The organism is Levilactobacillus sp. LN180102, assembly GCF_050106635.1.
GTDB classification, from domain to species: domain Bacteria; phylum Bacillota; class Bacilli; order Lactobacillales; family Lactobacillaceae; genus Levilactobacillus; species Levilactobacillus brevis.
Genome location: NZ_JBNIIX010000011.1, coordinates 1 through 25,943, shown reverse-complemented (window position 1 = coordinate 25,943; position 25,943 = coordinate 1). Strand labels below are relative to the sequence as shown.

The 25,943-nt window shown below is 46.0% G+C and carries 23 protein-coding genes; 2 read left to right on the top strand and 21 right to left on the bottom strand.

Annotation, left to right across the window (positions count from 1 at the left end):
• The 16 genes from infB to rpsB all read right to left on the bottom strand — a co-directional run bounded on the left by infB (position 1) and on the right by rpsB (position 18,228).
• Complete coding sequence (infB, locus tag ACP4IT_RS07750) at positions 1–2,343, bottom strand: translation initiation factor IF-2 (RefSeq protein ID WP_015473817.1); 2,343 nt, start codon at positions 2,341–2,343, stop codon at positions 1–3.
• Positions 2,344–2,390: 47 nt separating this feature from the next.
• Complete coding sequence (locus ACP4IT_RS07745; protein ID WP_011668011.1) at positions 2,391–2,693, bottom strand: L7Ae/L30e/S12e/Gadd45 family ribosomal protein; 303 nt, start codon at positions 2,691–2,693, stop codon at positions 2,391–2,393.
• Complete coding sequence (gene rnpM, locus ACP4IT_RS07740) at positions 2,686–2,982, bottom strand: RNase P modulator RnpM (RefSeq protein ID WP_011668012.1); 297 nt, start codon at positions 2,980–2,982, stop codon at positions 2,686–2,688. The genes ACP4IT_RS07745 and rnpM overlap by 8 nt, the downstream gene beginning before the upstream one ends.
• A 26-nt stretch (positions 2,983–3,008) precedes the next feature.
• Positions 3,009–4,214 carry a transcription termination factor NusA gene (gene nusA, locus ACP4IT_RS07735; RefSeq protein WP_011668013.1) on the bottom strand — a complete coding sequence of 402 codons (1,206 nt, stop codon included), beginning with the start codon at positions 4,212–4,214 and terminating at the stop codon, positions 3,009–3,011.
• A 23-nt stretch (positions 4,215–4,237) separates the two neighbouring features.
• A complete protein-coding gene (gene rimP / locus ACP4IT_RS07730) occupies positions 4,238–4,711 on the bottom strand; it encodes a ribosome maturation factor RimP (RefSeq protein WP_011668014.1) in 474 nt (157 codons plus the stop codon).
• Between the two features lie 126 nt (positions 4,712–4,837).
• Positions 4,838–5,113 (bottom strand): hypothetical protein, encoded by a 276-nt coding sequence (locus ACP4IT_RS07725; protein ID WP_011668015.1) that lies wholly within the window; start codon positions 5,111–5,113, stop codon positions 4,838–4,840.
• Positions 5,114–5,261: 148 nt separating this feature from the next.
• A complete protein-coding gene (locus ACP4IT_RS07720) occupies positions 5,262–9,599 on the bottom strand; it encodes a PolC-type DNA polymerase III (RefSeq protein WP_011668016.1) in 4,338 nt (1,445 codons plus the stop codon).
• 91 nt (positions 9,600–9,690) lie between these two features.
• On the bottom strand, positions 9,691–11,400 hold the full coding sequence (locus ACP4IT_RS07715) for a proline--tRNA ligase (RefSeq protein ID WP_011668017.1): 1,710 nt from the start codon (positions 11,398–11,400) through the stop codon (positions 9,691–9,693).
• A 35-nt stretch (positions 11,401–11,435) separates the two neighbouring features.
• Positions 11,436–12,713 carry an RIP metalloprotease RseP gene (rseP, locus tag ACP4IT_RS07710; RefSeq protein WP_015473823.1) on the bottom strand — a complete coding sequence of 426 codons (1,278 nt, stop codon included), beginning with the start codon at positions 12,711–12,713 and terminating at the stop codon, positions 11,436–11,438.
• 95 nt (positions 12,714–12,808) lie between these two features.
• On the bottom strand, positions 12,809–13,600 hold the full coding sequence (locus ACP4IT_RS07705; protein WP_011668019.1) for a phosphatidate cytidylyltransferase: 792 nt from the start codon (positions 13,598–13,600) through the stop codon (positions 12,809–12,811).
• 21 nt (positions 13,601–13,621) lie between these two features.
• Complete coding sequence (locus ACP4IT_RS07700) at positions 13,622–14,410, bottom strand: isoprenyl transferase (RefSeq protein ID WP_041815361.1); 789 nt, start codon at positions 14,408–14,410, stop codon at positions 13,622–13,624.
• Between the two features lie 102 nt (positions 14,411–14,512).
• Positions 14,513–14,935 carry a hypothetical protein gene (locus tag ACP4IT_RS07695; RefSeq protein WP_011668021.1) on the bottom strand — a complete coding sequence of 141 codons (423 nt, stop codon included), beginning with the start codon at positions 14,933–14,935 and terminating at the stop codon, positions 14,513–14,515.
• A 26-nt stretch (positions 14,936–14,961) separates the two neighbouring features.
• Positions 14,962–15,519, bottom strand: a complete 558-nt coding sequence (gene frr, locus ACP4IT_RS07690; protein ID WP_156646399.1) for a ribosome recycling factor — start codon at positions 15,517–15,519, stop codon at positions 14,962–14,964.
• A 2-nt stretch (positions 15,520–15,521) separates the two neighbouring features.
• Entirely contained in the window at positions 15,522–16,244 is a 723-nt protein-coding gene (gene pyrH / locus ACP4IT_RS07685; RefSeq protein WP_011668022.1) for a UMP kinase, read from the bottom strand.
• A 146-nt stretch (positions 16,245–16,390) separates the two neighbouring features.
• Positions 16,391–17,275, bottom strand: coding sequence for a translation elongation factor Ts (tsf, locus tag ACP4IT_RS07680; protein WP_011668023.1), 885 nt, complete (start codon positions 17,273–17,275; stop codon positions 16,391–16,393).
• A gap of 149 nt (positions 17,276–17,424) precedes the next feature.
• A complete protein-coding gene (rpsB, locus tag ACP4IT_RS07675) occupies positions 17,425–18,228 on the bottom strand; it encodes a 30S ribosomal protein S2 (RefSeq protein WP_011668024.1) in 804 nt (267 codons plus the stop codon).
• 237 nt (positions 18,229–18,465) lie between these two features.
• Between rpsB and ACP4IT_RS07670 the strand changes: the two genes are divergently transcribed.
• Positions 18,466–19,185: an HAD family hydrolase gene (locus ACP4IT_RS07670; RefSeq protein WP_011668025.1), complete on the top strand. Its 720-nt coding sequence runs from the start codon at positions 18,466–18,468 to the stop codon at positions 19,183–19,185.
• 122 nt (positions 19,186–19,307) lie between these two features.
• On the opposite strand, the gene ACP4IT_RS07665 is transcribed toward ACP4IT_RS07670, so the two are convergent.
• From ACP4IT_RS07665 to ACP4IT_RS07655, 3 genes are all read right to left on the bottom strand, one after another.
• Positions 19,308–20,306, bottom strand: a complete 999-nt coding sequence (locus ACP4IT_RS07665) for a D-2-hydroxyacid dehydrogenase (RefSeq protein WP_172757602.1) — start codon at positions 20,304–20,306, stop codon at positions 19,308–19,310.
• An 83-nt stretch (positions 20,307–20,389) separates the two neighbouring features.
• Positions 20,390–20,659: a GIY-YIG nuclease family protein gene (locus tag ACP4IT_RS07660; RefSeq protein WP_041815367.1), complete on the bottom strand. Its 270-nt coding sequence runs from the start codon at positions 20,657–20,659 to the stop codon at positions 20,390–20,392.
• Entirely contained in the window at positions 20,646–21,401 is a 756-nt protein-coding gene (locus ACP4IT_RS07655; protein ID WP_015473829.1) for a tRNA1(Val) (adenine(37)-N6)-methyltransferase, read from the bottom strand. The genes ACP4IT_RS07660 and ACP4IT_RS07655 overlap by 14 nt, the downstream gene beginning before the upstream one ends.
• A gap of 86 nt (positions 21,402–21,487) precedes the next feature.
• Here ACP4IT_RS07655 and ACP4IT_RS07650 point away from each other — a divergent pair, with 86 nt between their 5' ends.
• Positions 21,488–22,129, top strand: a complete 642-nt coding sequence (locus ACP4IT_RS07650) for a lysophospholipid acyltransferase family protein (RefSeq protein WP_011668029.1) — start codon at positions 21,488–21,490, stop codon at positions 22,127–22,129.
• A 60-nt stretch (positions 22,130–22,189) separates the two neighbouring features.
• On the opposite strand, the gene ACP4IT_RS07645 is transcribed toward ACP4IT_RS07650, so the two are convergent.
• Together ACP4IT_RS07645 and ACP4IT_RS07640 are read right to left on the bottom strand one after the other, a co-directional pair.
• Complete coding sequence (locus tag ACP4IT_RS07645; RefSeq protein WP_087609499.1) at positions 22,190–23,983, bottom strand: ABC transporter ATP-binding protein; 1,794 nt, start codon at positions 23,981–23,983, stop codon at positions 22,190–22,192.
• The gene (locus ACP4IT_RS07640) at positions 23,973–25,733 is read right to left on the bottom strand and encodes an ABC transporter ATP-binding protein (protein WP_024855600.1); all 1,761 of its coding nucleotides are present in this window, start codon (positions 25,731–25,733) and stop codon (positions 23,973–23,975) included. Before ACP4IT_RS07640 ends, ACP4IT_RS07645 begins: the two co-directional genes overlap by 11 nt.
• Between the last annotated feature and the right edge of the window lie 210 nt (positions 25,734–25,943).

Below are 25,943 nucleotides of genomic sequence, written 5' to 3'. Positions count from 1 at the left end.
TTATTTAACCGGAACTTCCTTCATCACGTAGGCTTCGATAACGTCGCCCACCTTGACATCGTTATAGTTCTCGATCGTCAAACCTAATTCATAACCCATCTTCACTTGCTTAACATCATCTTTGAAACGCTTCAGGCTACCCAACTTACCTTCATAAATGACAACGCCATCACGAATCAAGCGTACATCACTTTCAGAGGTCACGTAACCTTCCGTTACCATCCCACCGACAATGGTACCAACCTTAGACGCATGGAAGATATCCTTAACTTCAACTTCTCCGATAATTTCTTCTTCGTAAGTTGGTTCAAGTAACCCTTTCATCGCCGTTTCAATTTCATCAATGGCGTTGTAGATCACGTTGTGTAAGCGAATATCCACTTTGTCACTATCAGCTTGTGCCCGGGCTTGTGGTGTTGGCCGCACGTTAAAACCAATAATGATGGCATCAGAAGCTTCTGCCAAAGTGACATCACTTTCATTGATTGCCCCAACGGCCGAATGAATGATGTTAACCCGAACACCGGATACATCAATCTTTTTCAAGCTCCCAGCCAAGGCTTCAACGGAACCTTGAACATCCGCCTTAATAATCACGTCAACTTCTTTCATTTCACCTTCCTTAAGGGAATCAAAGAGGTTATCCAACGTGACGTGGCTCGTGTTCCGACGTTCTTTGACTAAGGCTTCCTTGGCCCGTTCTTCACCAGCCGCCCGAGCCGTCTTTTCATCATCAAAGACGACAAAGCGATCCCCAGCTTCTGGGACGTCATTCAAACCGGTAATTTCAACGGGTGTTGACGGCGTAGCATCCTTAATCCGACGACCCCGTTCGTTAACCATAGTCCGTACACGGCCAAAGGTATTCCCGACAACAATGGGGTCACCAACATGAAGGGTTCCTTGTTGAACCAACAGAGTGGCAACAGACCCCTTACCTTGATCCAACCGGGCTTCGATCACAGACCCAACCCCATTTTGCTTAGGGTTAGCCTTTAATTCCAACACGTCAGACTGCAACAGAATCATATCTAATAATTCGTCGATGTTCTTACCAAACTTCGCTGAGATTTCAACAAAGATGGTATCGCCACCCCAGTCTTCTGGAATCAATTCGTATTCCGTTAATTGTTCCATCACATGGTTCGGGTTAGCCCCTGGCTTATCAATCTTGTTGACCGCCACAATAATTGGCGTGCCTGCGGCTTTCGCATGGTGAATGGCTTCGATAGTCTGTGGCATCACACCATCATCGGCAGCGACAACCAAGACCGTAATATCGGTAATTTCAGCCCCACGTGCCCGCATTTCAGTAAAGGCCGCATGTCCTGGCGTATCCAAGAAGGTAATGACCTTATCATTATAGTGCACTTGATAGGCCCCAATAGCCTGGGTAATCCCACCAGCTTCACCATCCGTGATGTGTGAGTGCCGGAGGTGATCCAACAACGTTGTCTTCCCATGGTCAACGTGTCCCATGATGGTCACAACCGGTGCTCGTGGTGCTTCAAAGTCTTTATTAGCCATTTCCGCATCGAAGAACTTATCGATGTCGGTCACGTCAACTTCAACCTTTTCTTGCGCCTGAATGCCATAGTCATCGGCTAAGATTTCAATCGTGTCCTTATCCAGGGATTGGTTTTGATTAACCATCACGCCAAGCATAAAGAGCTTCTTAACAATTTCAGCCGAAGAACGGTGTAAAATCTTGGCTAAGTCTTGGGCATTCATCCCGTCAGTATAAACTAAGACTTCTGGTAATGCCTTATTCTTCCGTTCTGGCGCACCCTTATGCTGGTTCGTGTCTTTAATCCGTTGGTTCTTCTTGTATCGGTTATTATTGTTATTATTACGGCGGCGATTGTTGCGGTTATTGCGGCTATTACGGCCACCACGACTGTTTGAATTGTTGCTATTACGCCGGCCGTTGCTATTATTCGTATTATTATTCAAGCTTCCACCAAATCTGCCAGTACCGGAATGTTGTTGCTCATGCTGACGATTCCCGGTTTGGCCGTTATTTTTATTATTGTTGTTACGTTGTGTTTGATTAGCAGGTTTTCCTGCTGGTTTTTGTGCTGTTGTTTGTGTCCGCGCAGTCCCTTGCGATTTTTCTCGCCGGGGCTGTTGCACCTTGCGTTGCGGTTGTGCTGACGCAGCCGATTGTTCATGACTGGTCTTAGCCTGTGGCTTAAAAGCCTCCCGTAACTGACGTTCTTCGTTCTCGCCGAGCGTTGACATGTGATTTTTCACCGGAAAGCCTTTTTCTTCAGCCTTTGCGATGATTTGTTTACTGGAGACATTAATTTCTTTGGCGAGTTCATAAATTCGCTTTTTCCCCATATCTTCACACTCCTTTATCTTTCACCGAGCGCGAGAACGTCAGGCGGCTACGCGAGTAACTGTTGTAACTTCCGGGCAAATCCCGCGTCGGTAATGGCAATGACCGTGCGCGCAGCACCAATTGCCGTGCTCAACTGGTCCTTAGAAAACGATTCATTCAATTCAACGTGATAGCTCGTTGTTTTATCGCGGAACTGTTTTTGATTACTTTGACCCGCGTCACTAGCCAGTAAGACCAGCTTCGCCGAGCCATCCCGCACAGCGGCTAACACAAAGGATTCACCCGTCACTAACTTACCAGCTCGACGGACAAGTCCTAATAATTGTAAAGCACGTTCAGAATTAGTCATGGTCAAATAATTCCCGCCGTGCTTGCTGATGATCAACGTACGCTATTAAATCATCGTAGAATTGATCATCGATTTTAAGACTAAAAGCGTGGTCAAAAGTCCGCTCCTTTTTAGCCCGTTTAGCGATTTCAACATCGAGGCTAATGTAAGCTCCCCGGCCAGATTGCTTCCCAGTCGGATCAATGCTGACTTCTTGATCTTGGTTCCGAACAACCCGAACCAATTGCTTTTTGGGTGCCATTTCACCCGTTACGATGTCTTTACGCATCGGGATTTTTCGCTGTTTCATGGGCTTAACCCTCCTTGGACTGTTCGCTACTCAGCTGATTCGTCACTCGCCACATCCGTCGTTGCATCATTGACTGGCGTTTCTTCGCTAGTGGTATCGTCAGCAACCGTTTCTGCGGCTGGTTCAGTGGCATCATCCTCGCTAACAGTAGCACCAGTTGTTGCTTCATCAGCAGCCTGGTCAGCTTCCATTATAGCAGATGCTTCGGATTCTGATTTAATATCGATCTTATAACCGGTTAACTTAGCAGCCAAGCGGGCATTTTGTCCCCGTTTACCAATCGCCAATGACAACTGGTAATCTGGCACGATGACTTCACAAGCACGCTCGTTGTTCGGGTCAAAGATCACATCCAAAACTTCCGCTGGATTCAACGCATTGGCAATGAACTTGGCTTCATCATCAGTCCATTCGACAATGTCCATGTTTTCGCCGCCTAGTTCATTAACAATCGTTTGAACCCGTTGCCCCCGTGGACCAACACTTGTTCCCACTGGGTCAATATCTGGATTATTAGAACGAACTGCCACCTTGGCTCTGTCGCCAGCTTCACGCGCAATCGCCATAATTTCAACGGTCCCGTCATAAATTTCCGGAACTTCTTGTTCAAACAACCGCTTTAACAAGTCTGCGTGAGTTCGACTAACAAAGACTTGGGGACCCTTCGTCGCATTTTCCACCCGCGTTACGTATACTTTAACCCGGTCATGAATCCGATAGGTTTCGTTAGGCATTTGATCCTGACGACCCATAACGGCCTCAACCTTGCCTAAACTCACATAGACAAACCGAGAATCTTGACGTTCAACCTCACCAGTGACGATTTCATTTTCGTATTGGCTGTATTGATTGTAAATGATATTACGTTCGGCTTCTCGTACCCGTTGTAAAATCACTTGCTTAGCCGTCTGAGCGGCAATTCGGCCAAAATTCTTGGGAGTGACTTCAAACTTAATGTCATCGCCCAATTCATAGCCCTTGTTGATCGTCAAAGCTTCGTCTAAACCAACTTCCAAACGTGAGTCATATACTTGATCGACCACTTTTTTGACCGCATAAACGTGAATATCACCCTTACGTTGATCGAATTCGACCTCAACATTTTGGGCCTGGTCATAGTTACGCTTGTAAGCAGAAACTAATGCGGCTTCCAAAGCATCGATCACAACTTGCTTGTCGATACCTTTTTCCGTTTCGAGTACATCTAAGGCACCCAATAATTCTTTACTCATGTTCTGTTTCGCTCCTTATTTAGTTAGAACTTGATGGCTAACCGAGCTTGGGCAACGGCATCGCGAGGAATCGTTAAGGTCTTGATGCGCCCTTTGAGATTCACTTCTAAATCCAGGCTATCCGCTGTTAATGACAACAACGTACCTTCATAAACTTTACTGTTACCAATCTTTTGGTACAACGACACGTGAATATAATCACCCACGGCCTTTTCAAAGTCGGCTGGCTTCTTCAAAGGACGTTCTGCGCCGGGTGAAGAAACCTCTAAGAAATAAGCTTGAGGAATGGGATCAGGATCTAAAGCGTCCATCTTCTCAGACACTTCATCACTAACCAACGCACATTCCTCGATATTAATGCCTCCGGGTTTATCAATGTAGAGCCGCAGGTACCAACTCTTGCCTTCCTTGACAAATTCAACGTCAACTAATTCAAACTGATGCTGCGCCACAATCGGCTGGGCTAAGGCCGTCACGGTCTCGACGACAGTACTCAAAGAATTCCGCCTCCTACATTTTTCCATTAAAAAGAGTGAGCAATGACTGCTCACTCATTTAAAAACGAGTTTAACTACAAACACCACTCTACTACAGTTTCACCGCGATTGCAACTGTTTGACCACTTATGACTCGGCAGTCACTAAGAGTAAAATAAAACCAACAATTGTGATAAATTCAAAAACCAGAAAATTCAGCCGGGTCGTTGCCATATTTCGCAAACTAATCGCCTTAATTACGGTTAACACAAAGGCCGCCAGAAAGTACGCAATGACTAATGCCAAAAACGGTGCTGATACGACCGTGGCCAGTGTCCCAAACAAAATGTAGCCCAGACCAATCAAACAATAACCTGCTAGAAAAATCCACCCATCTGGTAACCGTACGAACCGCCGTAACATGGTGAACACCCGCTTTCGCTAGAGTTTATTTCTGGTTCTCATTTCCACAGCTTAAGTATACCATATTTTAACAGGTTTGTAAGCGCTTACTATTAAATTCAAAAGAAGAATCATGGCTACTTAACCATGACTCTTCTTTAACATTAATTTACATTAAGTCATCAAACAAGCTGAGTTGATTTTCGTCTGGCAAACCGGCTAATACACCGTTTTCTGTCATAAAATCAATCAATGTTTTGGAGACCTTACCCCGCTTGGCCAAGTCTTCTTTAGAGATAAATGGCCGATCGTTACGCGCCGCCACAATTTGCTTCGCCACGTTTAACCCTAAACCGGGTGCTGCTTTGAATGGTGCAATTAACGTATCCCCATCGATAATCCAATCAGCAGCGTCGGACTTTTCCAAATCAATCATCTTGAACTTAAAGCCCCGCTCAAGCATTTCATTAGCCAATTCCAGTACTGTCAACAGGTTTTTATCTTTGGCGGACGCGTCCATCCCTTGATCGTTGATCGCTTTCATGGCTGCTTTGACAGCTGTCTTTCCTTGTGACATCGCCACAACATCAAAATCATCGGCCCGCACAGAGAAGTAAGCCGCGTAATAGATAATTGGGAAATAGACCTTAAAGTACGCCACCCGCAACGCCATCAAAACATAAGCAGCCGCATGGGCCCGGGGGAACATATACTTGATCTTCAAACAAGAATCAATGTACCAGTCCGGACAGTCGGTGGCTTTCATTTTTTCTTGCCACTCGTCGGGGATTCCCCGGCCCTTCCGCACGTGTTCCATCACTTGGAATGACGTTTCAGAATCCAACCCGAAGTTAATCAAGTCGGTCATAATGTTATCCCGACAACCAATCACGTTAGCAATCGTTGCCGTTCCATTCTTGATGAGTTCTTCAGCATTACCTAACCACACATCAGTTCCGTGAGAAAGTCCGGAAATTTGCAGTAGCTGCGAATAATTTTGGGGATGCGTTTCCTCTAACATCCCCCGCACGAACCGCGTCCCAAATTCAGGAACACCTAACGTTCCGGTCTTCGATTGAATTTGTTCCGGCGTCACCCCCAGCGAATCTGTCCCGGAAAATAACCCCATCACACCGGGATCATCCATGGGAATTGTCGTTGGATCAACACCTGAAAGATCTTGTAGGGTCCGAATCATGGTTGGATCATCATGCCCTAAAATATCGATTTTCAAAATGTTATCATGGATCGAATGGAAATCAAAGTGGGTCGTTTGCCAAGCTGCCGATTGATCGTCAGCCGGGTACTGAATCGGCGTGAAATCAAAAATGTCCATATAATCTGGCACAACAATAATCCCCGCTGGATGTTGCCCAGTCGTTCGTTTGACCCCAGTGGCCCCTTTGGCTAACCGATCAATCTCAGCGCCGCGGAAGGTTTGCTCGGTATCTCGCTCGTAGGCCTTCACATAGCCGTAAGCCGTCTTGTCAGCCACGGTGCCAATCGTTCCGGCCCGGTACACATTCTTCTCGCCAAACAATACTTTCGTATAGTTATGGGCAATCGGTTGATAGTCCCCGGAGAAGTTCAAATCAATATCCGGAACCTTATTCCCCTTAAAACCTAAGAACGTTTCAAACGGAATGTTATGGCCATCGCCAATCATCAGTGTGCCACATTCAGGACAATCTTTTTCGGGCAAATCATACCCTGAGCTATATTCCCCTTTGGTATAAAAATGCGAATACTGGCACTTTGGACACCGATAATGTGGCGGTAAAGGATTGACCTCAGTAATTCCGGTTAGCGTCGCAACCAGACTGGACCCCACAGACCCCCGTGACCCAACTAAGTAACCATCCTTATTGGACTTGGCTACCAGCCGTTGCGCAATCAGGTAAATAACAGAGAACCCGTTACCAATAATTGACTTAAGTTCACGGTCCACTCGATGCTGAACCAGTTCGGGTAAAGGATCGCCATACATCGCATGTGCCGTATCCATCGTCCGTTGCCGGATTTCGTCTTCGGCGCCTTCCATTCGCGGTGTGTACAGCTTATCTTTTAACGGATGAACTTCATCGATGTCATCAGCAATCTTTTGCGTATTGGTTACGACAATTTCTTTAGCCGTCTCTTCGCCCAAGTAAGCAAAATCGGTTAACATCTCGTCAGTCGTCATAAAATGAACGTCTGGCAACTCTTGCCGATTCAATGGATTGGCGCCACCTTGCGAATGAATCAGAATTTTACGGTAAATATAATCATCGGGATTTAAGAAGTGAACATCCCCCGTCGCAACCACCGGTTTGTTTAAATCGTGACCAAGTTTCACCATGTTACGCACAATTTCTTCCATATTTTCTCGATCGGCGATAAGTCCCGAATCGATCAACGGCTGGTAGGCAGCTGAGGGCTGAACTTCAAGGTAATCGTAGAATTTAGCTTTAGCGGCCGCTTCTACTTGACCTTTTTGCATCATCGCCGTAAAGACTTCTCCCGACGAACAGGCGGAACCAACGATGATTCCCTCTCGATACTCCTCTAGAACACTGCGAGGGACCCGTGGCACCCGATAATAGTAGTCAACGTTAGAAGCCGACACCAATTTAAACATGTTTTTAAGTCCCGCTTGGGTCTTAGCTAACAGAATCGCGTGATTCGGTCGGGCATGCTTATAAGCATCATTATCAGTCATATGATCGTTTAACTGGTCATGATATTGAATGTCATAACGGTCCTCGGCATCCTTTAAGAATAGATAATTCAAATGTCCAGTGGATTCCGCATCATATACGGCCCGGTGATGGTGCTCCAAGCTGACATGGAAACGTTTAGCCAATGTATTTAGTCGATAACTCTTTAACGTTGGGTACAAGAAACGTGCCAACGTTAAGGTATCAATGATTGGGTTGCTAATCTCTGCCATTCCGTGACGTTGGTACCCGGTATTCATGAACCCCACGTCAAACGTGACATTATGCCCAACGATAATTGCATCACCACAGAACTCACGGAAAAGTTTGAAGACCTCTTCTTCAGATTTGGACCCGGCCACCATATCATCGGTGATACTTGTTAAGTTGGTCGTCTGTTCCGACAGTGGGAAGCCCGGGTCAATGAATTCTTCGAACTGATCAACCACGTTTTGATGCTCCATTTTGACCGCCGATAATTCAATCACTTTGTCATAAATAGCAGATAACCCGGTCGTTTCCACGTCAAAGACCACATAGGTCGCTCCATCTAAGGGAACGTGCGCACTGTTATACCCGATAGGTACACCGTCATCCACCAAGTTGGCTTCGACCCCATAAAGCATTTTAATACCGGCCTTAGCCGCCGAATTAAACGCCGCTGGGAACCCTTGAACATCGGCATGGTCCGTAATTGCCAGTGCCGGCATTCCCCACTTTTTAGCTTGCTTGACGTAATCGCCAATGGAGTTCGTCGCATCCATTTGGCTCATGCTGGTATGCAAATGCAACTCCACCCGTTTTTCTCCCTCGGGTGCCGTGTCTTGCCGACTAGCATGTTTCACCTGATTAATATCATAGGCATTTAACGCTAAGTCATGCATATACGTGTCTTCCTGAACGTTACCCCGGACTTTGACCCAGCTACCTTCTTCAACACCGGCAAATTGCGCCTCATCCTCAGCCCCGCGCGAGAACTTTTTCACCGCAAAAGACGAGGTGTAGTCAGTAATTTTTAGTGTCAACAGCTGGCGTCCCGAGCGTAGCTTCCGAACTTCTTTTTCAAAAACATAGCCTTCCACAACAACTGACCGTTCTTCTTGGGTGATGTCAATCATCTTAGTGACTGGCTGATCCCCCTTAATGGCCTTACCAATCTGGGTTGGCCCTTCAGCAGCTGGCGTGTCCCCTTGTGATTGGCGTTTTTGGTTGGCCTTTTCAATCGCCGCAGCGGCCTGTTGCGCCAGTTGCGCATCCGTCTTTTCTTGCCGCGCTTTGAATTCATCAATTTTGGCCTGAGATTTAGATTCATCAATCATCACATGAATATTGAACTTCGGAAATCCTGCACGACGGTAAGCCGATTCAATCGGCCCTAGTGCCTGATTGCTCAAGAAGTCTTTAACCACTTCATTTTGGGCATAGAGTAAGACCCGATTGTTCTCATCCAACTCTGGTACTTGCGACTGACAAAGCTCCTGAATCAAATTACTGGTCAGTCCACTATTCTTAACGATCCACTCCCAATAGTCGCCCAGTAGCCGGTTGGTTAACTCCGGCTGGTCCACTTCAATGGTCGCCTCAACCGTCGCAATTTCCCGGAAAGCGACCTGTAAATGATTGTGGAAATCTACAAACGCCGTAAAAGGCAACATGCTTGGTAATTTCAGTAAAAATTGCCAGCGACGCGATTGTTCATGTACGGTTAAGCGATCCACCGTGGCCGTTTGGAAGTAAGGCTGATCGGCTTCACTAGTCAAATCTAATTGTTGTAGTAGCTTTTCAAATAAAGCATGGCGATCTTCGTCCACAAGTAAACTCCTTTCGTCTGGCTAAAAGAGGCCAGGACGTTTGTCCCGACCTCTCATATCCAAAACTCATAATTGCTAACGACATTAACAGCTAGTCAATGTCTTTGAAGAGAATTTCAACGGTGCTAGCAACTTCGTCTTTAATCACTTCGACGGTTTCACCGGTTTTCCGAATTTTAATTTCGACAATCCCTTCACCAGCTTTTTTACCGATAGTGATTCGAACTGGAATCCCCATCAAATCAGAATCAGCGAACTTAACGCCAGGTCGTTCCTTTCGATCATCCGTTAAGATGCGGTAACCCTTAGCCGTTAATTGTTCTTCTAACTCACTGGTCAGTTGTGCCTGATCATCCTTCTTCAAGTTGACCGGAACTAAATGAATATCAAATGGCGCAATATTCCGGGGCCAAACCAAGCCCTTGTCATCAGCTTGTTGTTCAGCAATGGCTGATAAGAGTCGACTAACTCCAATACCATACGACCCCATCACAACGGGCTTTTGACGACCGCCTTCATCAAGCACTGTCGCACCCAAGGCATCGGAATACCGGGTCCCCAGCTTAAAGATATGGCCAATTTCAATCCCCTTAGTAAACTTCAAGACACCGGAACCGTCTGGCGATAAATCACCTGGCTGAACTTCACGGAGATCAGCAAACGCGTCTACCCGGAAGTCACGGTCGAGGTTGGCATTAAGGTAGTGGTGCTCATCTTCGTCAGCACCAACAGCCACGTTAACCATGTCACCCACGTATTGGTCAGCCAAAATTTTAACATCTTCACTGACACCAACCGGCCCCAATGAACCGAAGTTTGCGCCTAAATACTTCTGTGCGTCTTCTGGTGTTGCTGGATTCAAGAAATCAGCATTCAAATAGTTCTTTAGTTTCGTTTCATTAACTTCATGATCGCCACGAACCAAGACCATTACTGGTTGGTCATCCGCGATGTAAAGCATACTCTTGACCAAAGCTGCTGGCTTAACGTCTAAGAATTCAGCCAATTCGGCAATGCTGTGAACCCCCGGTGTGGCGATCTTTTCGAGATCCGCCAGTTGGGCATGTGACTTTTTGCTGACAAAGAGGCTCTTAGCCATCTCCAAGTTAGCCGCGTAGTCTGAAGAATCAGAATAAACGATGGTATCTTCACCAACAGGGGCAATTGCAGAGAATTCCTTAGAATCCTTACCACCCATGGCGCCACCATCACCGACAATGGCCCGATAGTTTAAGCCAATCCGATCAAAGATGTTTTCATAAGCCTGCTCCATCTGGTTATAAATCCGATCAAGATCTTCATCACTCAAAGAAAATGAATAAGCATCTTTCATAATGAATTCGCGGCCGCGTAACAACCCATAACGGGGGCGATCTTCATCCCGATACTTAGGCTGGATTTGGTACATCACCAGTGGTAGTCGCTTGTACGACTTAATCGCGTCACGCACCAACATGGTAAACGTCTCTTCATGAGTCGGTGCCAAAATAAAATCACTATCATGCCGATTCTTAAATTTAAACAAGTTGGGACCGTACGTTTCATACCGACCGGACTCCTGCCATAGTGATGCTGGCAATACAGCCGGCATCAGCATTTCAACGGCATTGATTTTTTCCATTTCCTCACGAATGATCGTTTCAATGTTCGTCAACACCCGAAACGCCAGCGGTAGGTAGGCGTACATGCCGGCGGTAACCTGACGAATGTACCCGGCTCGTAGCATCATCTGATGGCTCAGAGCTTCGGCGTCATTCGGTACTTCCTTTAACGTCGGAATGAGTAGTTGTGATTGTTTCATAGTCAAATAGTCCCTTCTCGTAATAACCGAATTCCTTAATGAATAAAGTAGCGTTCAATATCATTCCACGTCACCAGTAACATAAGCAGAACTAAGAACCCCACGCCAATCAACGTAACGGCAGCTTCCACATTTTCTGAAAGCGGCTTACGCCGAATAGCTTCAATAAAGTTTAATAATATTTTACCACCATCCAAGGCTGGAATCGGCAGTAAGTTCACAATTGCCAAATTAATTGATAAAAAGGCTAAGAAATTTAACACGCCAACCAAGCCAAACTTGGTGGCCTGTGAGGTTGTGGCAAAAATGGCGACTGGTCCGCCTAAATCGTTCAAACTAAAGTGACCAGAAACCATGTGCCACAAAGCCCCAAACAACGCTTTGGTCATCGTCCACGTCTGTGTAAATCCAGAAGCTAAGATGGCCCCAATGCTCTTATCTTGGGCTTGCGTGATCCCAATCATCCCCACCGTTTTACCGTTGGAAGTTTCACCTTTAGGTGTCACTGTAATGTGTTTGGTCGCCGATCCTCTTTGAATCGTCAGCGTTGTTTTTTTGTTGGCCAATGGCTGAATCGCGGTACTAAGATCGGTCCAGCTGGTGGTCTTTCGACCGTTGACTGCCGTAATCTTATCGTTGGTCTTCACGCCAGCCTGTTTCGCCACTGATACCGGTGAATCAGCTACTTGAACCTGATTCGTGCCCATTGAAACGCCACCCTGAGCAAAGGACATCAGCATAAAGGTAACAATCGCTAATAAGATATTGTTCATCGGTCCAGCGAAGTTCGTCATCAATCGTCGGCCTAATGATGCCGACTGAAATTGAACGTCCTTCGGGGCAATTTGTAGCTCCGTCCCGTCGCTTTCAATCACCGTGGCATCGTGAGCAACCGCATAGCGCTTAATGGCACTTTCGTCACCATTTTCATAGCCTTCAATCCACAACTCATCCTCTAGATCCGTTGCGGTAACTTCTAACGGAATACCGTTAAATAACGTGGATTTTTTGCTGGTATTGATTCGTTCAACCTTTTCGTCAGCGCCCACGTACAGGCTAACTGGCGTTCCCGGTTTCAGCTCTTCTTCGTCATCTTCAGCACCCGCCATCCGGACGTAACCGCCCACTGGTAATAACCGCAGTGTGTAAGTCGTGCCATCTTTGCCACGGTGGTAAACCAATTTTGGCCCCATTCCAATCGAGAATTCACGGACGAGAATGCCGCCTCGCTTGGCAAAGTAAAAATGCCCGAATTCATGGACAATGACCAAAATCCCAAAGACAATGATAAAGGTAATAATCGTTGTAATCACAGATGTCGTCCCTTCTTCAGTCGTGAGTAGCCTGCGCTTTTTATCTGCTCCCTAGCATACCCTAGGACCCCAGACGACGCAAGTCAGCAGCCGCGCTAAATCAATCCAAACAAATGGATAACCGGTAATACCAGCAAGAGGCTATCAAACCGATCTAAAATACCACCGTGACCGGGCAAAATCTTACCAGAATCTTTCACACCATAGTACCGTTTAAGTGCTGATTCAACCAAGTCGCCAAATTGACCAACCACGGAAAAGATCAGCGTCAAAATAATCATAATCCCTAGGCTAAAGTGCCCAATTGGGAAGAAATACCAAAACACACTCCCCACAATCGTGGCCACTAATGATCCACCAATGGAACCTTCCCACGTCTTATTAGGACTAATGTGCGGCGCTAATCTATGTTTACCTAACTTCCGACCAATCATGTAAGCACCAGAATCCGTCGTCCACACGATGAACAGCGCGTATAACAGAGCTGCCAAGCTAATCGTCCGGGCGGCAATAAAGAAATGAAAACCGACCCCAATGTAAAGCATACTTAATGTAATCACACCAGCATCATCAAAGGAGAAGCGATTTCGCGATACCACCGTTCGCATCAGAAGCAATAAGATAAATAAATAAACAATGTACCAAGGCTTCAAGTAACTTGGTAGCAATTCACCCCACCAACTCTGAGGCGCAATCACTGCCAAAATACCAATGCCGGAAATGATGGCTTCCGGGCTTACCAATAACTTCTTACGCATAATCAAGACTTCTGATAATGCCACTAATCCTAAGGCAAATGCCGCAATATCTATCCAGATATGCCCCGCAACGATAATCGGGATAAAGATAATTAACGCCACAACTGCCGTAATAACCCGTTGTCTCATGTCAAAAACTCCTCAATAAAATTATTTCTCCGTGTCAGGAGTCAGTCCACCGTATCGCCGGTGTCGCTGTTGATACTCATAAATTGCCGTTTCTAGGGCCGTTTGATCAAAATCAGGCCAGTGCTCCTGCATAAAGACAAATTCGCTGTAGGCGACCTGCCAGAGCATGAAATTAGACAAACGTTTCTCCCCACTCGTTCGGATCAACAAATCCGGGTCGCGAAGTTCACCTAAATCCGCCGTCATCAATTGTCGATCGAGCATTGTCTCATCAATTTCTGCTGGATCTAGTTGGCCACTTTGGACTTGCTGAGCAACGTGTTGAACCGCCGTCACCAATTCAGCTCGCCCACCATAATTTAGCGCAAAGTTCAGAACCATCCCCGTACAATGCCGCGTATCTGCAATAGCATCAGCCACTGCCTTTTGTGTCGCAGCCGGCAACTGATCCGTATAGCCCATAACCTTCACGCGAATATTATTTTTAATCAAATCAGGCACAAATGTCCCAAAGAAATCTACTGGTAATTTCATGAGGTAATTAACTTCTGCATTGGGTCGCTTCCAATTTTCGGTTGAAAACGCATAGAGTGTTAATACCTTAACGCCCAGGTGGCTGGCAGCCTTCGCCACCGTCTTCACAGTATTCATCCCCTGTTTGTGTCCGGCAATCCGGGGCAAATGCCCTTGCTGAGCCCACCGACCATTGCCATCCATGATGATGGCAATGTGGGCGGGAATGTTGGCTTCGTCTAATTGATGTTCCGCGACTTCGCCAGTCGTTTGATCTTTACTAAAAAATGAAAACACGGCGCACCTCCATTGGTCTTTACAACCATTCATCATAACAAAAAAAGGACCGGGAAACTATCCCGGCCCCCAAATTGAGCGAAAACTTTAGTTTTTGAACGGCTACTCAATTAACCGCCATTCGCCGCGTTTCGCATCAGCCAAGGTGCCGAAGTAGCTCAACAAGTTGTTGGCATCATCTGCACTTACTTGACCCAACAGGTTCAAGCCTTCACCCGTTGGCAGTGGGTCCGACAAATCGGTAATCTCATTACCATTTTCAATCGTGGCCTTTGAGAACGCCACGATCCAGTCATCACCGATCAATTGTGTCACCACGAAGAAGAGGTTGAAATCATCGCTAACGAACGCTGGCTGCGCATAAACGCCTTCTTGAATTTCTTCCAATTCAGCGCCATTATAGTTCAAGATTGAGACATTTTCAGCGTTAACTGGATTATTCAATCGAAAAACCATCTTGCCAAATTCTTTAGAACCGGGGGTAATTTCAATATTATCTTGGTTGTTTTGCTTGTCTTCTGCCATTTTCAGCACTCCTTGTCTAGTTGAGCTTAGTCAGTCAACACTTCTTGTTCCTTCTCGGCCGCGATAGCATCTACACCTTTAATGGCCTTATCCGTCACTTTTTGAACTTGGTCTTCTAAGTTATGCAGGTCATCATCCGTATAGTCACCATTCTTGTGACCCTTTTTGATGTTATCCATGGCTTCTCGACGAACGTTTCGAACGGCAACCTTGCCTTCTTCTGCCTTAGCTTTAACTTGCTTAGCAATTTCCTTACGCCGTTCCTCAGTCAGTTGTGGGACAACGAGTCGGATGGCCGTCCCATCGTTAGCTGGTGTAATCCCCACATCGGATTCCAAAATACCCTTTTCAATGTCTTCTAGTGCTGACTTGTCATAAGGCGTCACCATTAAAATCCGTGGTTCCGGAATCGTAATTGAGGCCACTTGGTTCAATGGTGTTTGTACACCGTAGTACTCAACCATCACCCGATTTAAGATGCTGGCGTTAGCCCGACCAGCCCGAATCGTTCCCAATTCGCGCTTTAAGGCCTCTTCTGCCTTTGTCATTTTTGCTTGTGCTGTTTCAATAATCTGATCAGCCATTATTATTTACCCCTAACTGTCGTTCCAATATTTTCGCCTTCAACGACTTTCCGGATATTCCCGCTCTCATTTAAATTGAAAACGACAAACGGAATGTCATTATCCATAGAAAGTGAACTTGCCGTTGTATCCATGACGTTCAAGCCCTTATTGATGATATCAAGTTGCGTTAGTTGATCAAATTTCACTGCTGCTGGATCTTTCTTAGGATCAGCAGAGTAAATGCCATCAACACCATTTTTCGCCATTAAGATCGCATCAGCATTGATTTCAGCTGCCCGTAACGCAGCAGTCGTATCCGTAGAGAAGTACGGGGAACCCGTTCCTCCGGCAAAAATAACCACGCGTTCTTTTTCTAAGTGCCGAATCGCTTTGCGTCGAATGTAAGGCTCTGCAATTTGCCGCATTTCAATAGAAGTTTGCACCCGCGTTGGTACACCAATTGACTCCAAATTGTCCTGTAAGGCCAACGCATTCATAATGGTTGCCAACATCCCGATGTAATCAGCCTGGGCACGTTCCATACCCATTTGGGCACCAGCTTCACCGCGCCACATGTTGCCACCACCAACCACAATCGCAATCTGAATGCCCAGGTTATAAACATCCTTGACTTCTTCTGCGACGGTCTTGATGACTGGCGGATTAATGCCAAACCCTTTGTCACCGGCCAAAGCCTCACCACTGAGTTTTAGCATAATCCGTTTATACTTTACGTCCGCCATTGTGTTTCCTCCTATTGTATTCTGACAATAATTCTATCATAAACCCCGGGCTAGTGATAGTCAGGGGTTAGGAAAACCGCCTATTTTGTCAAATTGCTAACAAAAAAGCGTAGTTTCCCAACGGAAACCTACGCTTTTCTGACAAATTAGCCGTTGATTTGGTCTTGAACTTCTTTTGCCAAGTCAGCAACTGGCTTTTCGATACCTTCACCAACTTCGTAACGAACAAAGGTCACTAACTTACCACCCTTGCTAGCAACAAATTGGCTCACTGTCTGATCGCCATCCTTAACGAATGGTTGGTCAGCTAAGCTGATTTCTGACAAGAACTTGTGTAGGCGACCTTCGACCATCTTTTCGACGATCTTTTCAGGTTTGCCTTCATTCAAAGCTTCTTGCTTCAATACTTCACGTTCGTGATCCAACCGTTCAGCCGGAATGTCATCGCGAGAAACAAATTCTGGGTTGATAGCTGCAACGTGCATGGCAACGTCCTTAGCCGTCGCTTCATCAGCGCCATCTAAGACAACAACAGCGGCGATTTGACCACCTTGGTGCAAGTATGAACCAAATACTTGGCCATCGGTCTTCTTAACAACAGCAAAACGACGTAATTGCACGTTTTCACTAGTAACTTGCGTCGTCTTCACAATAGCATCGTTGATAGTTGACCCATCAGCCGTCGTCAAGGCCAATGCAGCATCTAAGTCAGCAGGTTGCTTTTCAGCAATCGTGTCAGCAATCGTATCAACTAAGGCGTTGAACGTATCGTTAGTTGCCACGAAGTCTGTTTCTGAGTTCACTTCGATAATAGCTGCTGTGTTACCGTCTTCTTTAACTCGAGCCAAACCGTTAGCCGCAACGTTGCCACTCTTCTTCTTGGCCTTAGCAATTCCTTTTTCACGCAAGAAATCAATTGCTTTGTCCATGTCGCCTTCAGAAGCAACCAAAGCCTTCTTTGCGTCCATCATCCCAACTTGAGTTTTGTCACGTAATTCCTTAACTTGTGCTGCCGTGATTTTGCTTGCCATAGTGTAATGGCCTCCTTTTATTGATTCGTCTAAAACATCAAAAAAGACTGACTCAATCTCAGGCCATTATCGGTCCTAAACATTAAGCCAGCCTAAGGTGCTTTAAATCTTATATTTGGAAAGTGTCAGTACTGACACCTTGCATTTAATTACTTGTTGTCGCCTTCAACCGCGTTAACGATATCTTCCATTGAGTTGTCAGCGGTCTTCTTGTCGCCTTCAGCGGCTTCAGACTTTTGACCTTCAAAGGTCTTTTCGTCAACTTGGTCTTCACCCTGACGGCCTTCAACGATCGCATCAGCCATCTTTGAAGTGATCAAACGAACGGCACGGATAGCGTCATCGTTAGATGGGATAACCACGTCAATTTCGTCTGGGTCAGTGTTCGTATCAACCATCGCAACGATCGGAATGTTCAATTTTTGTGCTTCGTGAACAGCGATTTGTTCCTTACGAGGGTCAACGATAAACATAACGTCAGGTAACTTAGGCATATCTTCGATACCGCCCAAGAAGCGTTCCAACTTGTCTTGAGACTTCTTCAGCAAGGAAACTTCCTTCTTAGGAAGAACATCAAACGTGCCATCAGTTGCCATCTTCTTCAAGCTCTTCAGACGCTTGATCCGAGTTTGGATGGTTTCCCAGTTAGTCAAAGTCCCACCTAACCAACGGTGGTTAACGTAGTATTGACCTGCACGAGTGGCTTCTTCTTCGATAGAGTCTTGTGCTTGCTTCTTTGTCCCAACAAACAGAACAACGGCGCCCTTAGCAGCTTCGTCCTTCATGTAGTTGTAAGCAGCATCGATTAACTTCACCGTCTTTTGTAAGTCGATGATGTAGATACCGTTACGTTCCGTAAAGATGTATTGCTTCATCTTAGGGTTCCAACGACGGGTTTGGTGACCAAAGTGGACACCGGCTTCGAGCAGTTGTTTCATTGAAATAACAGCCATGATAAAATGCCTCCAAATAGTTTTTGATTTCCTCCCCCGAGATCGCACGATCGAAGAACTCGCAAGCGAGCACCCCTTCAATCATCACTCGAGGTGTGAATTGGCGCATACGCACCGAAAGTTATTATACAAAATGCCAGGAGCGAACACAAGCTAAATCCGCACTTTTTTGCATTAAATTGGCTTTTTCCTGATAATGTGGTAAACTGCTATGGATTTAACCGAGGAGGAAACGCAATGATAAAAGCGGTCGTCTTTGATGTCGATGACACGCTCTATGATCAACGGGCGCCGTTTGTGGCAGCCTTAAAGTCACTTATGCCAACGGTTGACGCTGATATTAATCAACTTTTCCAAGCTTATCGTTGCCAGAGTGCTAGCGTCTACGCCAAAGTAGCTGCTGGTCACTGGTCTCATGAAGAAATGGCCGTTAAACGGCTCAATCACGCGTTACACCAGCAAGGATTAGCCCCTGTCAGTACAGAAACAGCGGTTGATTTTGAACGAGCCTACGCAACTGGCCTGCAGCGCATCCAATTATTCCCTGGCTTACCAACTGCCTTAGATCAGCTTAAAGATCAATTCCAATTGGGAATCATTACCAATGGTAAAACGCAACACCAGTTAGACAAGGTGATGCAGTTACAGATGCATCGATGGATTGACCGCGAGGCAATTATCACATCTGAGGAAGTGGGTCTGGCGAAACCTGATCCACAGATTTTTACCCTCATGAATCATCGGCTCAACTTACGAGCCAGTGAAGTGGCCTACGTTGGCGATTGTTACGGGATGGATGTCAAGGGTGCTAAGCAAGCTGGTTGGCATGCCTTTTGGTTTAACCACCGTAATTTAGAAACGCCAGACGGCGATTGGATTCCCGATCAAACGGTTGGCGATTCGCTTGAGCTTCAAGATCTTCTACTGGCGCTTACCGCCGTGGCTGAATGCTCATAGAACTGATGGATGTGTCAGAACATGGCTTAATCGTCTATGCCACAACATCTAATCATAAAAATAAAAAAATCGGTACCTTCAGTTGCAGTAAACGCTGAAGGTACCGATTTTTTTGTTGTAATTTAGTTGAACGAGACTTCGTTTTCAGCCCGACCCGTTTCAATCAATTGTTTATTGTTATTTAAAGCAAATTGCACCATGTTCTTAACCGCCGTCTTGGTATAAAAAGCAATGTGCGGCGTCACTAAAACATTTTCACGCTTCATCAAATTCTTGAGCCGTTCATCTGGGATGGCATCAAAGTTTTTAAAGTCGGCGTTAAAGATTCCCACTTCGTCCTCATAAACATCAAGGGCCGCACCCGCAACCTTGCCACTATCCAAGGCCAGAATTAACGCATCGGTATCAATTAAGGCACCGCGGGCGGGGTTCAAAATCCACACGCCATCCTTCATTTTAGCAAAGGCCGCATCATCTAGCATATGGTCATTATCCTTAGTTGCAGGGGCATGTAAGGAGATGACATCGGCTTGGGCATACAATTCATCCAAGGTATCGACATAAATGCCTTGCTTTTCTAATTCTGGATTGTGGAAAACATCGTAAGCAATGACTTTTGCACCAAAGCCTTGGTAAATACGCATGGCCGCACGTCCAATTCGACCTGTAGCTACAATACCAACCGTCATCTGATTTAATTCATCGGCGATATCTGGTGCCCAAGTCAAATCTCCTTGCGCCTGTTTACGGTCAAATGTAGGTGTCCGTCGCAACAGCCGCATCAACTGAGTCACCGTTAATTCAGCAATGGCCGCCGGCGAATAGGCTGGCACGTTGGTCACCTTGAACCCATTTCGTTTGACCGCATCAGCATTCACATTATCCACCCCAACGTTGCGTAGGGATAGGTTCGTCACACCGTTAGCTGCCAATTGATCCAACACGGCCGCTGTATAAGGCTTTTGTTGGTAGACTACTGCCCCGTCATAGCCTTTAGCCAAGTCGACGGTCTGTTCATCTAACAGTTCCGCAACCGCTTTGACTTCGATGCCTTGGTCCTTAGACCATTGTTCTAAGTAAGGTTGTTCGTCGTCACGAATGCCATAAGCAATAATTTTCACAGTAAGTTCCTCCTCAAATTAATCTTTGAACATGTTCCAAGTTCTACCCGTTAGTTTAACATAAGTCAATACCATATGACGTGTTAAATGCTTACGCCATGATTGGCTAGGAAGGTGACCTTCTTTTGTCGACTTTGATGTTTAAACGCCCACTCAGCGTGTAGGGCATCATGTTTATTATCGAAGGCTTCACTATACAGAACTTTCAACGGGCGATGAACCCGGGTGTATTTAGCCCCTTTACCCGCTAGATGCGTGGCAAAACGCTTCACCACATCCGTGGTAAAACCACCATATAAGGACTGATCTGCACATAGTAGAACATAAAAATAATACTGCTTAGGCTCGTCCATACAGCAATACCTCCACTTCAGGTGTGTAGTGTCCCTGTGCATCATAAACCGTTAGTGGTTCCATAAACCGTAAGCCGCCTGTCTTACCGTCCTTAATGGCTTCAACCAATACCATATTGGCTTCCTTATGCGGTTTAGGATAAACTAACCGAACTTTTTTCGGCGCCAACCGATTTTCAGAAAACAATTGAAACAACTGACCCAACCGATCCGGCCGATGCACAAAGTAGGCCTTGCCAGTCATTTTTAACAATCCACTCGTCGTCGCAACAACGGTTGCTAAATCAGTCGCAATCTCGTGGCGGGCGATGGCCAAATACTGATTCGGGTTCTTTTGACTATCTGGCAAATCCGCAAAGTATGGTGGATTACACGTCACAACATCAACTGAATCCTTGGGAATCCATTGCGTAACGTCCGCTAAATCCCCTTCATAGACGCTCAAACGATCGCCCAGTTGATTCAATTCAATGCTCCGCCGTGCCATATCTGCTAACCGTGGTTGAATTTCAACTTCAGCAATCTGGCCGTGCGTTTGGTGACTCATGAATAAGCCGACTGCCCCATTACCAGCGCATAAATCAACCGTTTGACTAGTGGCTCTGGCCGGTAATCTCGCAAAGTCCGCGAGCAAAACCGCATCCAGTGAGAAGGCAAATACCTCCGGGCTTTGAATGATTTTAATATCTTGACTATAGAGTTGATCGATTCGTTCATCGGGGTTTAATTGCATCCCCACCACATCCTTTTCCCAATAAGATCACTTGCAACTAGCCGTTTTTTTTTGCATACTAGATAAAATAGTACCATGTGAGAGGAGTGCACCACATGTTTTATCGTTTTTTACGCGGGGTCGTCTGTACCATCTTGTACCTCGTTAACGGGCGCGCACGCTACGTTAATCAAGATAACCTACCTGAAGGGCCTTACGTTCTCGTTGGTCCTCACCGGACTTGGTTTGATCCAGTCTACTTTGCCATGGCGGCCTATCCCCGTAAATTTAGCTTTATGGCTAAAGAAGAATTATTTCAAAACCCCATTTTCCGATGGTTGTTGAAACATGTCAATGGTTTTCCAGTAAATCGTGACCATCCGGGGCCTTCTGCCATCAAAACACCTGTGCGCATTCTGCGCCAAGGTGATCTATCCTTAATTATGTTTCCTTCGGGATCTCGTCACTCAAATGAATTAAAGGGTGGCGCGGCCGTTATTGCTAAGATGGCCGGCGTTCCCCTGGTTCCCGCTGTGTACCAGGGCCCCCTCACGTTCAAGCAATTATTTACCCGTAAGCCCGTGACTATCGCATTTGGCAAACCAATTGAGATTGATCGCAAACTGAAGCTTAACGAAGAAGGCCAAGCACAGATTGAACAACAAATGCAAGCTGCCTTTGACCAATTAGATCGTGAAATTGACCCAACTTTCCATTACGTTGACGTCACTGAGAAAAAAGACGCGCACACGAATTAACTAAAAATTGCCCTGTTCAGAAGTTATTTCCGAATAGGGCGATTTTTTTTAATAGTACGCTTACTCAACGTGAGCGGAATTTTGTAGCTGAATCATATCATAGTAATAACCATGCTGCTGCATCAAGTCGTCATTAGTGCCCCGTTCAACAATTTTTCCTTGCTTCAAAACCAAAATAAGATCGGCATTTTGAATGGTCGATAACCGATGCGCAATCGCAATGGTCGTTCGATTTTCTTGAATCCGATCCAAGCCAGTCTGAATCATTGTTTCAGTTTCGGTATCCACATTAGCCGTGGCTTCATCCAAAATCAGAATTTTAGGGTCCGTCACCACTGTTCGCGCAAACGTAATTAACTGGCGTTGGCCAGCCGAATATTCCGTTCCCCGTTCCAGCACTGGCGTTGCGTAACCTTGTGGTAGCTGTTCAATGAACTCATCTGCTTGAACAAACTGAGCGGCGCGTTGCACTTGCTCATCAGAGATCGCCGGATTAAACATCCGAATATTAGTTTGAATGTCACCATAGAACAACTGCGGTTCTTGTAAAACTAATCCCATTTTGGCACGTAACTCAGCGGCTGGGTAGTCCCGAATGTCACGGTCATCAATTAAGACCTGGCCACCTTGAAATTCATAGAAGCGCATCAAAACATTAATCGTTGATGTTTTACCAGAACCGGTTTGCCCGACCAGAGCCACCGTTTGACCTGGCTCAGCCACAAACGACACGTCTCGTAAAACGGGATGCTCGGCATCGTAAGCAAACGTCACGTGCCGAAATTCTATCTTACCCCGAGTAATCTTAGCATCCGCTACTGGGTGTTGCTGTGGTGCTAGCGTCTGATCATCTAAGATTCGTAACACCCGGGAGCCAGCCACCATCCCATTTTGAAAATCACTAAGATTGTCCATCATGTTACTCATGGGACTGTAAAAGTTATTTAAATACGTAATGAAGGCGTAAATAACACCAGCCGCTACAACCTCATGTAAGCCGCGAATCCCAAAGAGACTCAGGACAATAACCGTCCCCAAAGCATAAAAGAGATTAATAATTGGGCTCAATAATAAGGAATTTGTCCGAATCATTGCCCGCCGCGTACCATAATAGGCAGCGTTGGTCTTCTCGAAGTTTGTTGCTGTCCGTCGTTCCTGTCGAAATTCTTGAATGACCGTGATTCCTGTAATTGCTTCAGCCAGTTTCGTATTTAATTCACTGAGGCGTTCCCGCATTCGCCGGTAAACCCGTGAACTAAAGCGCTGATAATACCAAATGGTGAAGGCCAAAAATGGCACCAAGACTAGCGTCCACAACGCCACCGTGACGTCCGTCACGTACATAGCAATAAATGATGAAATGACCGCAAATAGCGCCAAAACAAGGGTATTGAACAGCGCCCAAAAATTGGCAAAGGTCATCGTGTCATTCATGAGCCGTGACAAAATTGAGCCCCCCGGCGTTTGATCAAAGTATCGCATACCTTTAGCATGGAGATTATTAAATAACCGACGCCGGACATTTTCCAACATATACTCAGCTCCCATGGTGCTGGTATAATTTTGCCAAAACTGAAAGATAGCTTTCGTGATCATCCCTAAAAGGTAGAGTCCCGCAAACATCCACATAATGGCCAACGATGCCTGACTCGTCCGCAAATAACGGTCCATGTAAATTTGTAATAACCATGGCAAAAAGACGTTAACGGCACTGATCACAGCTGATAGAATGATTGACCCAATAAAGAACCACTTGTAAGGCACAGCAAACTTAAATAACCGTTTAATAACGCCTAGCTGTTCTTTAGTAGACATACTACGTGCCCACGCTGATTCATGTGGTTTATCGGCCATTTGTCACCCCTCCTTGCACTTGTGTTTCTAACTGCTGCCGTTCGAACATTTGCTGGTACCAACCATGTGTCCCCATTAATTCATCATGGGTGCCCCGTTCAATCACTTGACCGTGGCCCAGCACTAGAATTTCATCGGCATTCATCACCGAACTTAACCGATGAGCAGAGATAATTGTCGTTTTGTTCGCCCGCTCTTGCTTCAAGTTAGCCAAGATTTCAGCTTCCGTTTCTGCATCCACGGCAGATAAGGCATCATCCAAAATCAGCAATTCTGGATTAATCAGTAACGCTCGGGCAATCGCCAATCGCTGACGCTGTCCGCCAGATAGCGAAATACCCTCTTCGCCAACTTCCGTCGCATAGCCCGCCGGAAGCTTAGCAATCTGTCCAGCTAAATCGCTTTTGGCAGCAGCGGCTTCAACTTCAGCTTTCGTTGCGGTTGGTCGGGCAAAGCGAATATTTTCAAAAATGTTGGTCGAAAATAAAAAACTTTCTTGCGGCACATACCCAATCGCAGGTAAATAACTATCTAACGCATAGTCCTTAATATCATGACCGCCAAACATGATCTGACCTTGATAATTGTCAAACTCGCGTAAAATCAATTTCATTATCGTCGACTTACCAGCCCCAACCCGGCCAACAATTCCCAACGTGTGACCTGCTGGTAACGTGAAATCAACCTGCTGTAGACTAGCACCCGCATCGTCCGGATAGTCAAATTGGGCAACGTGATACGCTAAAGTTCCCTTAGGCCGCTGTTGAAGCCCATTTGTTTGATCGATAATATGAGTTTTCTGAGCCAACAACTCCATTACCCGATCGTAGCTTGCATTCCCACGTTCCATCGTGTTAAAGAGCATGCCGACCGCAAACATTGGCCACACCATCATCGCCAAATAACTAATAAATGACACCAAATTACCAATGGTAATCACCTGATGGGTCACAAAGAGTCCACCTAATACGATTGTTGCCACGTAAGAGATTGAGATAATCAAGGTGATTGCCGGATCAAACAAAGAGTCCAACCGATTGACCCGCCGATTAATATCAATTGTATGAGCAACTTGCTGGTCAAAATCAGCCACATCCGCGTCATCTTGGCCTAGTGCTTTGATGACTTTAATCCCACTAATACTTTCTTGTGCCTTATTATTTAGCCGTGAAAAGGCCGCTTGAGATTCGCCAAAGGCCCGATGAATCTTTTGCCCGAGGTACCAAGAAACAAGCGCCAAAAGCGGAAATGGCAAAATAGCCAGGAGGGTCAAACGCCAGTTGACCAGTGCCATCATCGCAATCAAGGTGGTCCCACCCGTAATGATGGCATCGGCAAATTGTAAAATTCCACCGCCAGCTACCCGTTGAATGGCTTCCAGATCATTGGTCGCATGTGCCATCAAATCACCGGTTCGATACTTCTGATAAAAGACCCGATCCATCTGCATAAAGTGGCTAAACAGCTGATTTCTCAACAGTTGTTCCAAGTGAGCCGCACCACCCCAAATGGCATTGCGCCAAATATAACGCGTTCCGTACTGGACTACCGCCGCAACCGTCACCCACATCAGATCCAGTGCCAACAGTCGACCTGTCATGGTCTGCCCGTGAATGCCGTCTACCATATTCCCAATAATCCGTGGCGGAATAATGGCCACAATTGCCGTTAACAGCAATCCAATAATACCGATCAGATACCGTCGCCATTCCAAGCGAAAGTACCAAGCTAGTTTTCGAAAAATACTCACGAACAACCCTCCTTAAAAATTAAAATATGATTAAAATATAGCACAGACTTTACCATTCTACCGAACTATTTTTAAAATACAAATAAAAGGCTCTATGATATTTGGTGTTGATGGATAAAATCCATCGACGCCTTTTTTGTAAAACAAACTAAAAAGGGCATACTGCCCTGTGCTACAATCAAGTCGACGAAAACCAATTGAAAGCGAGTG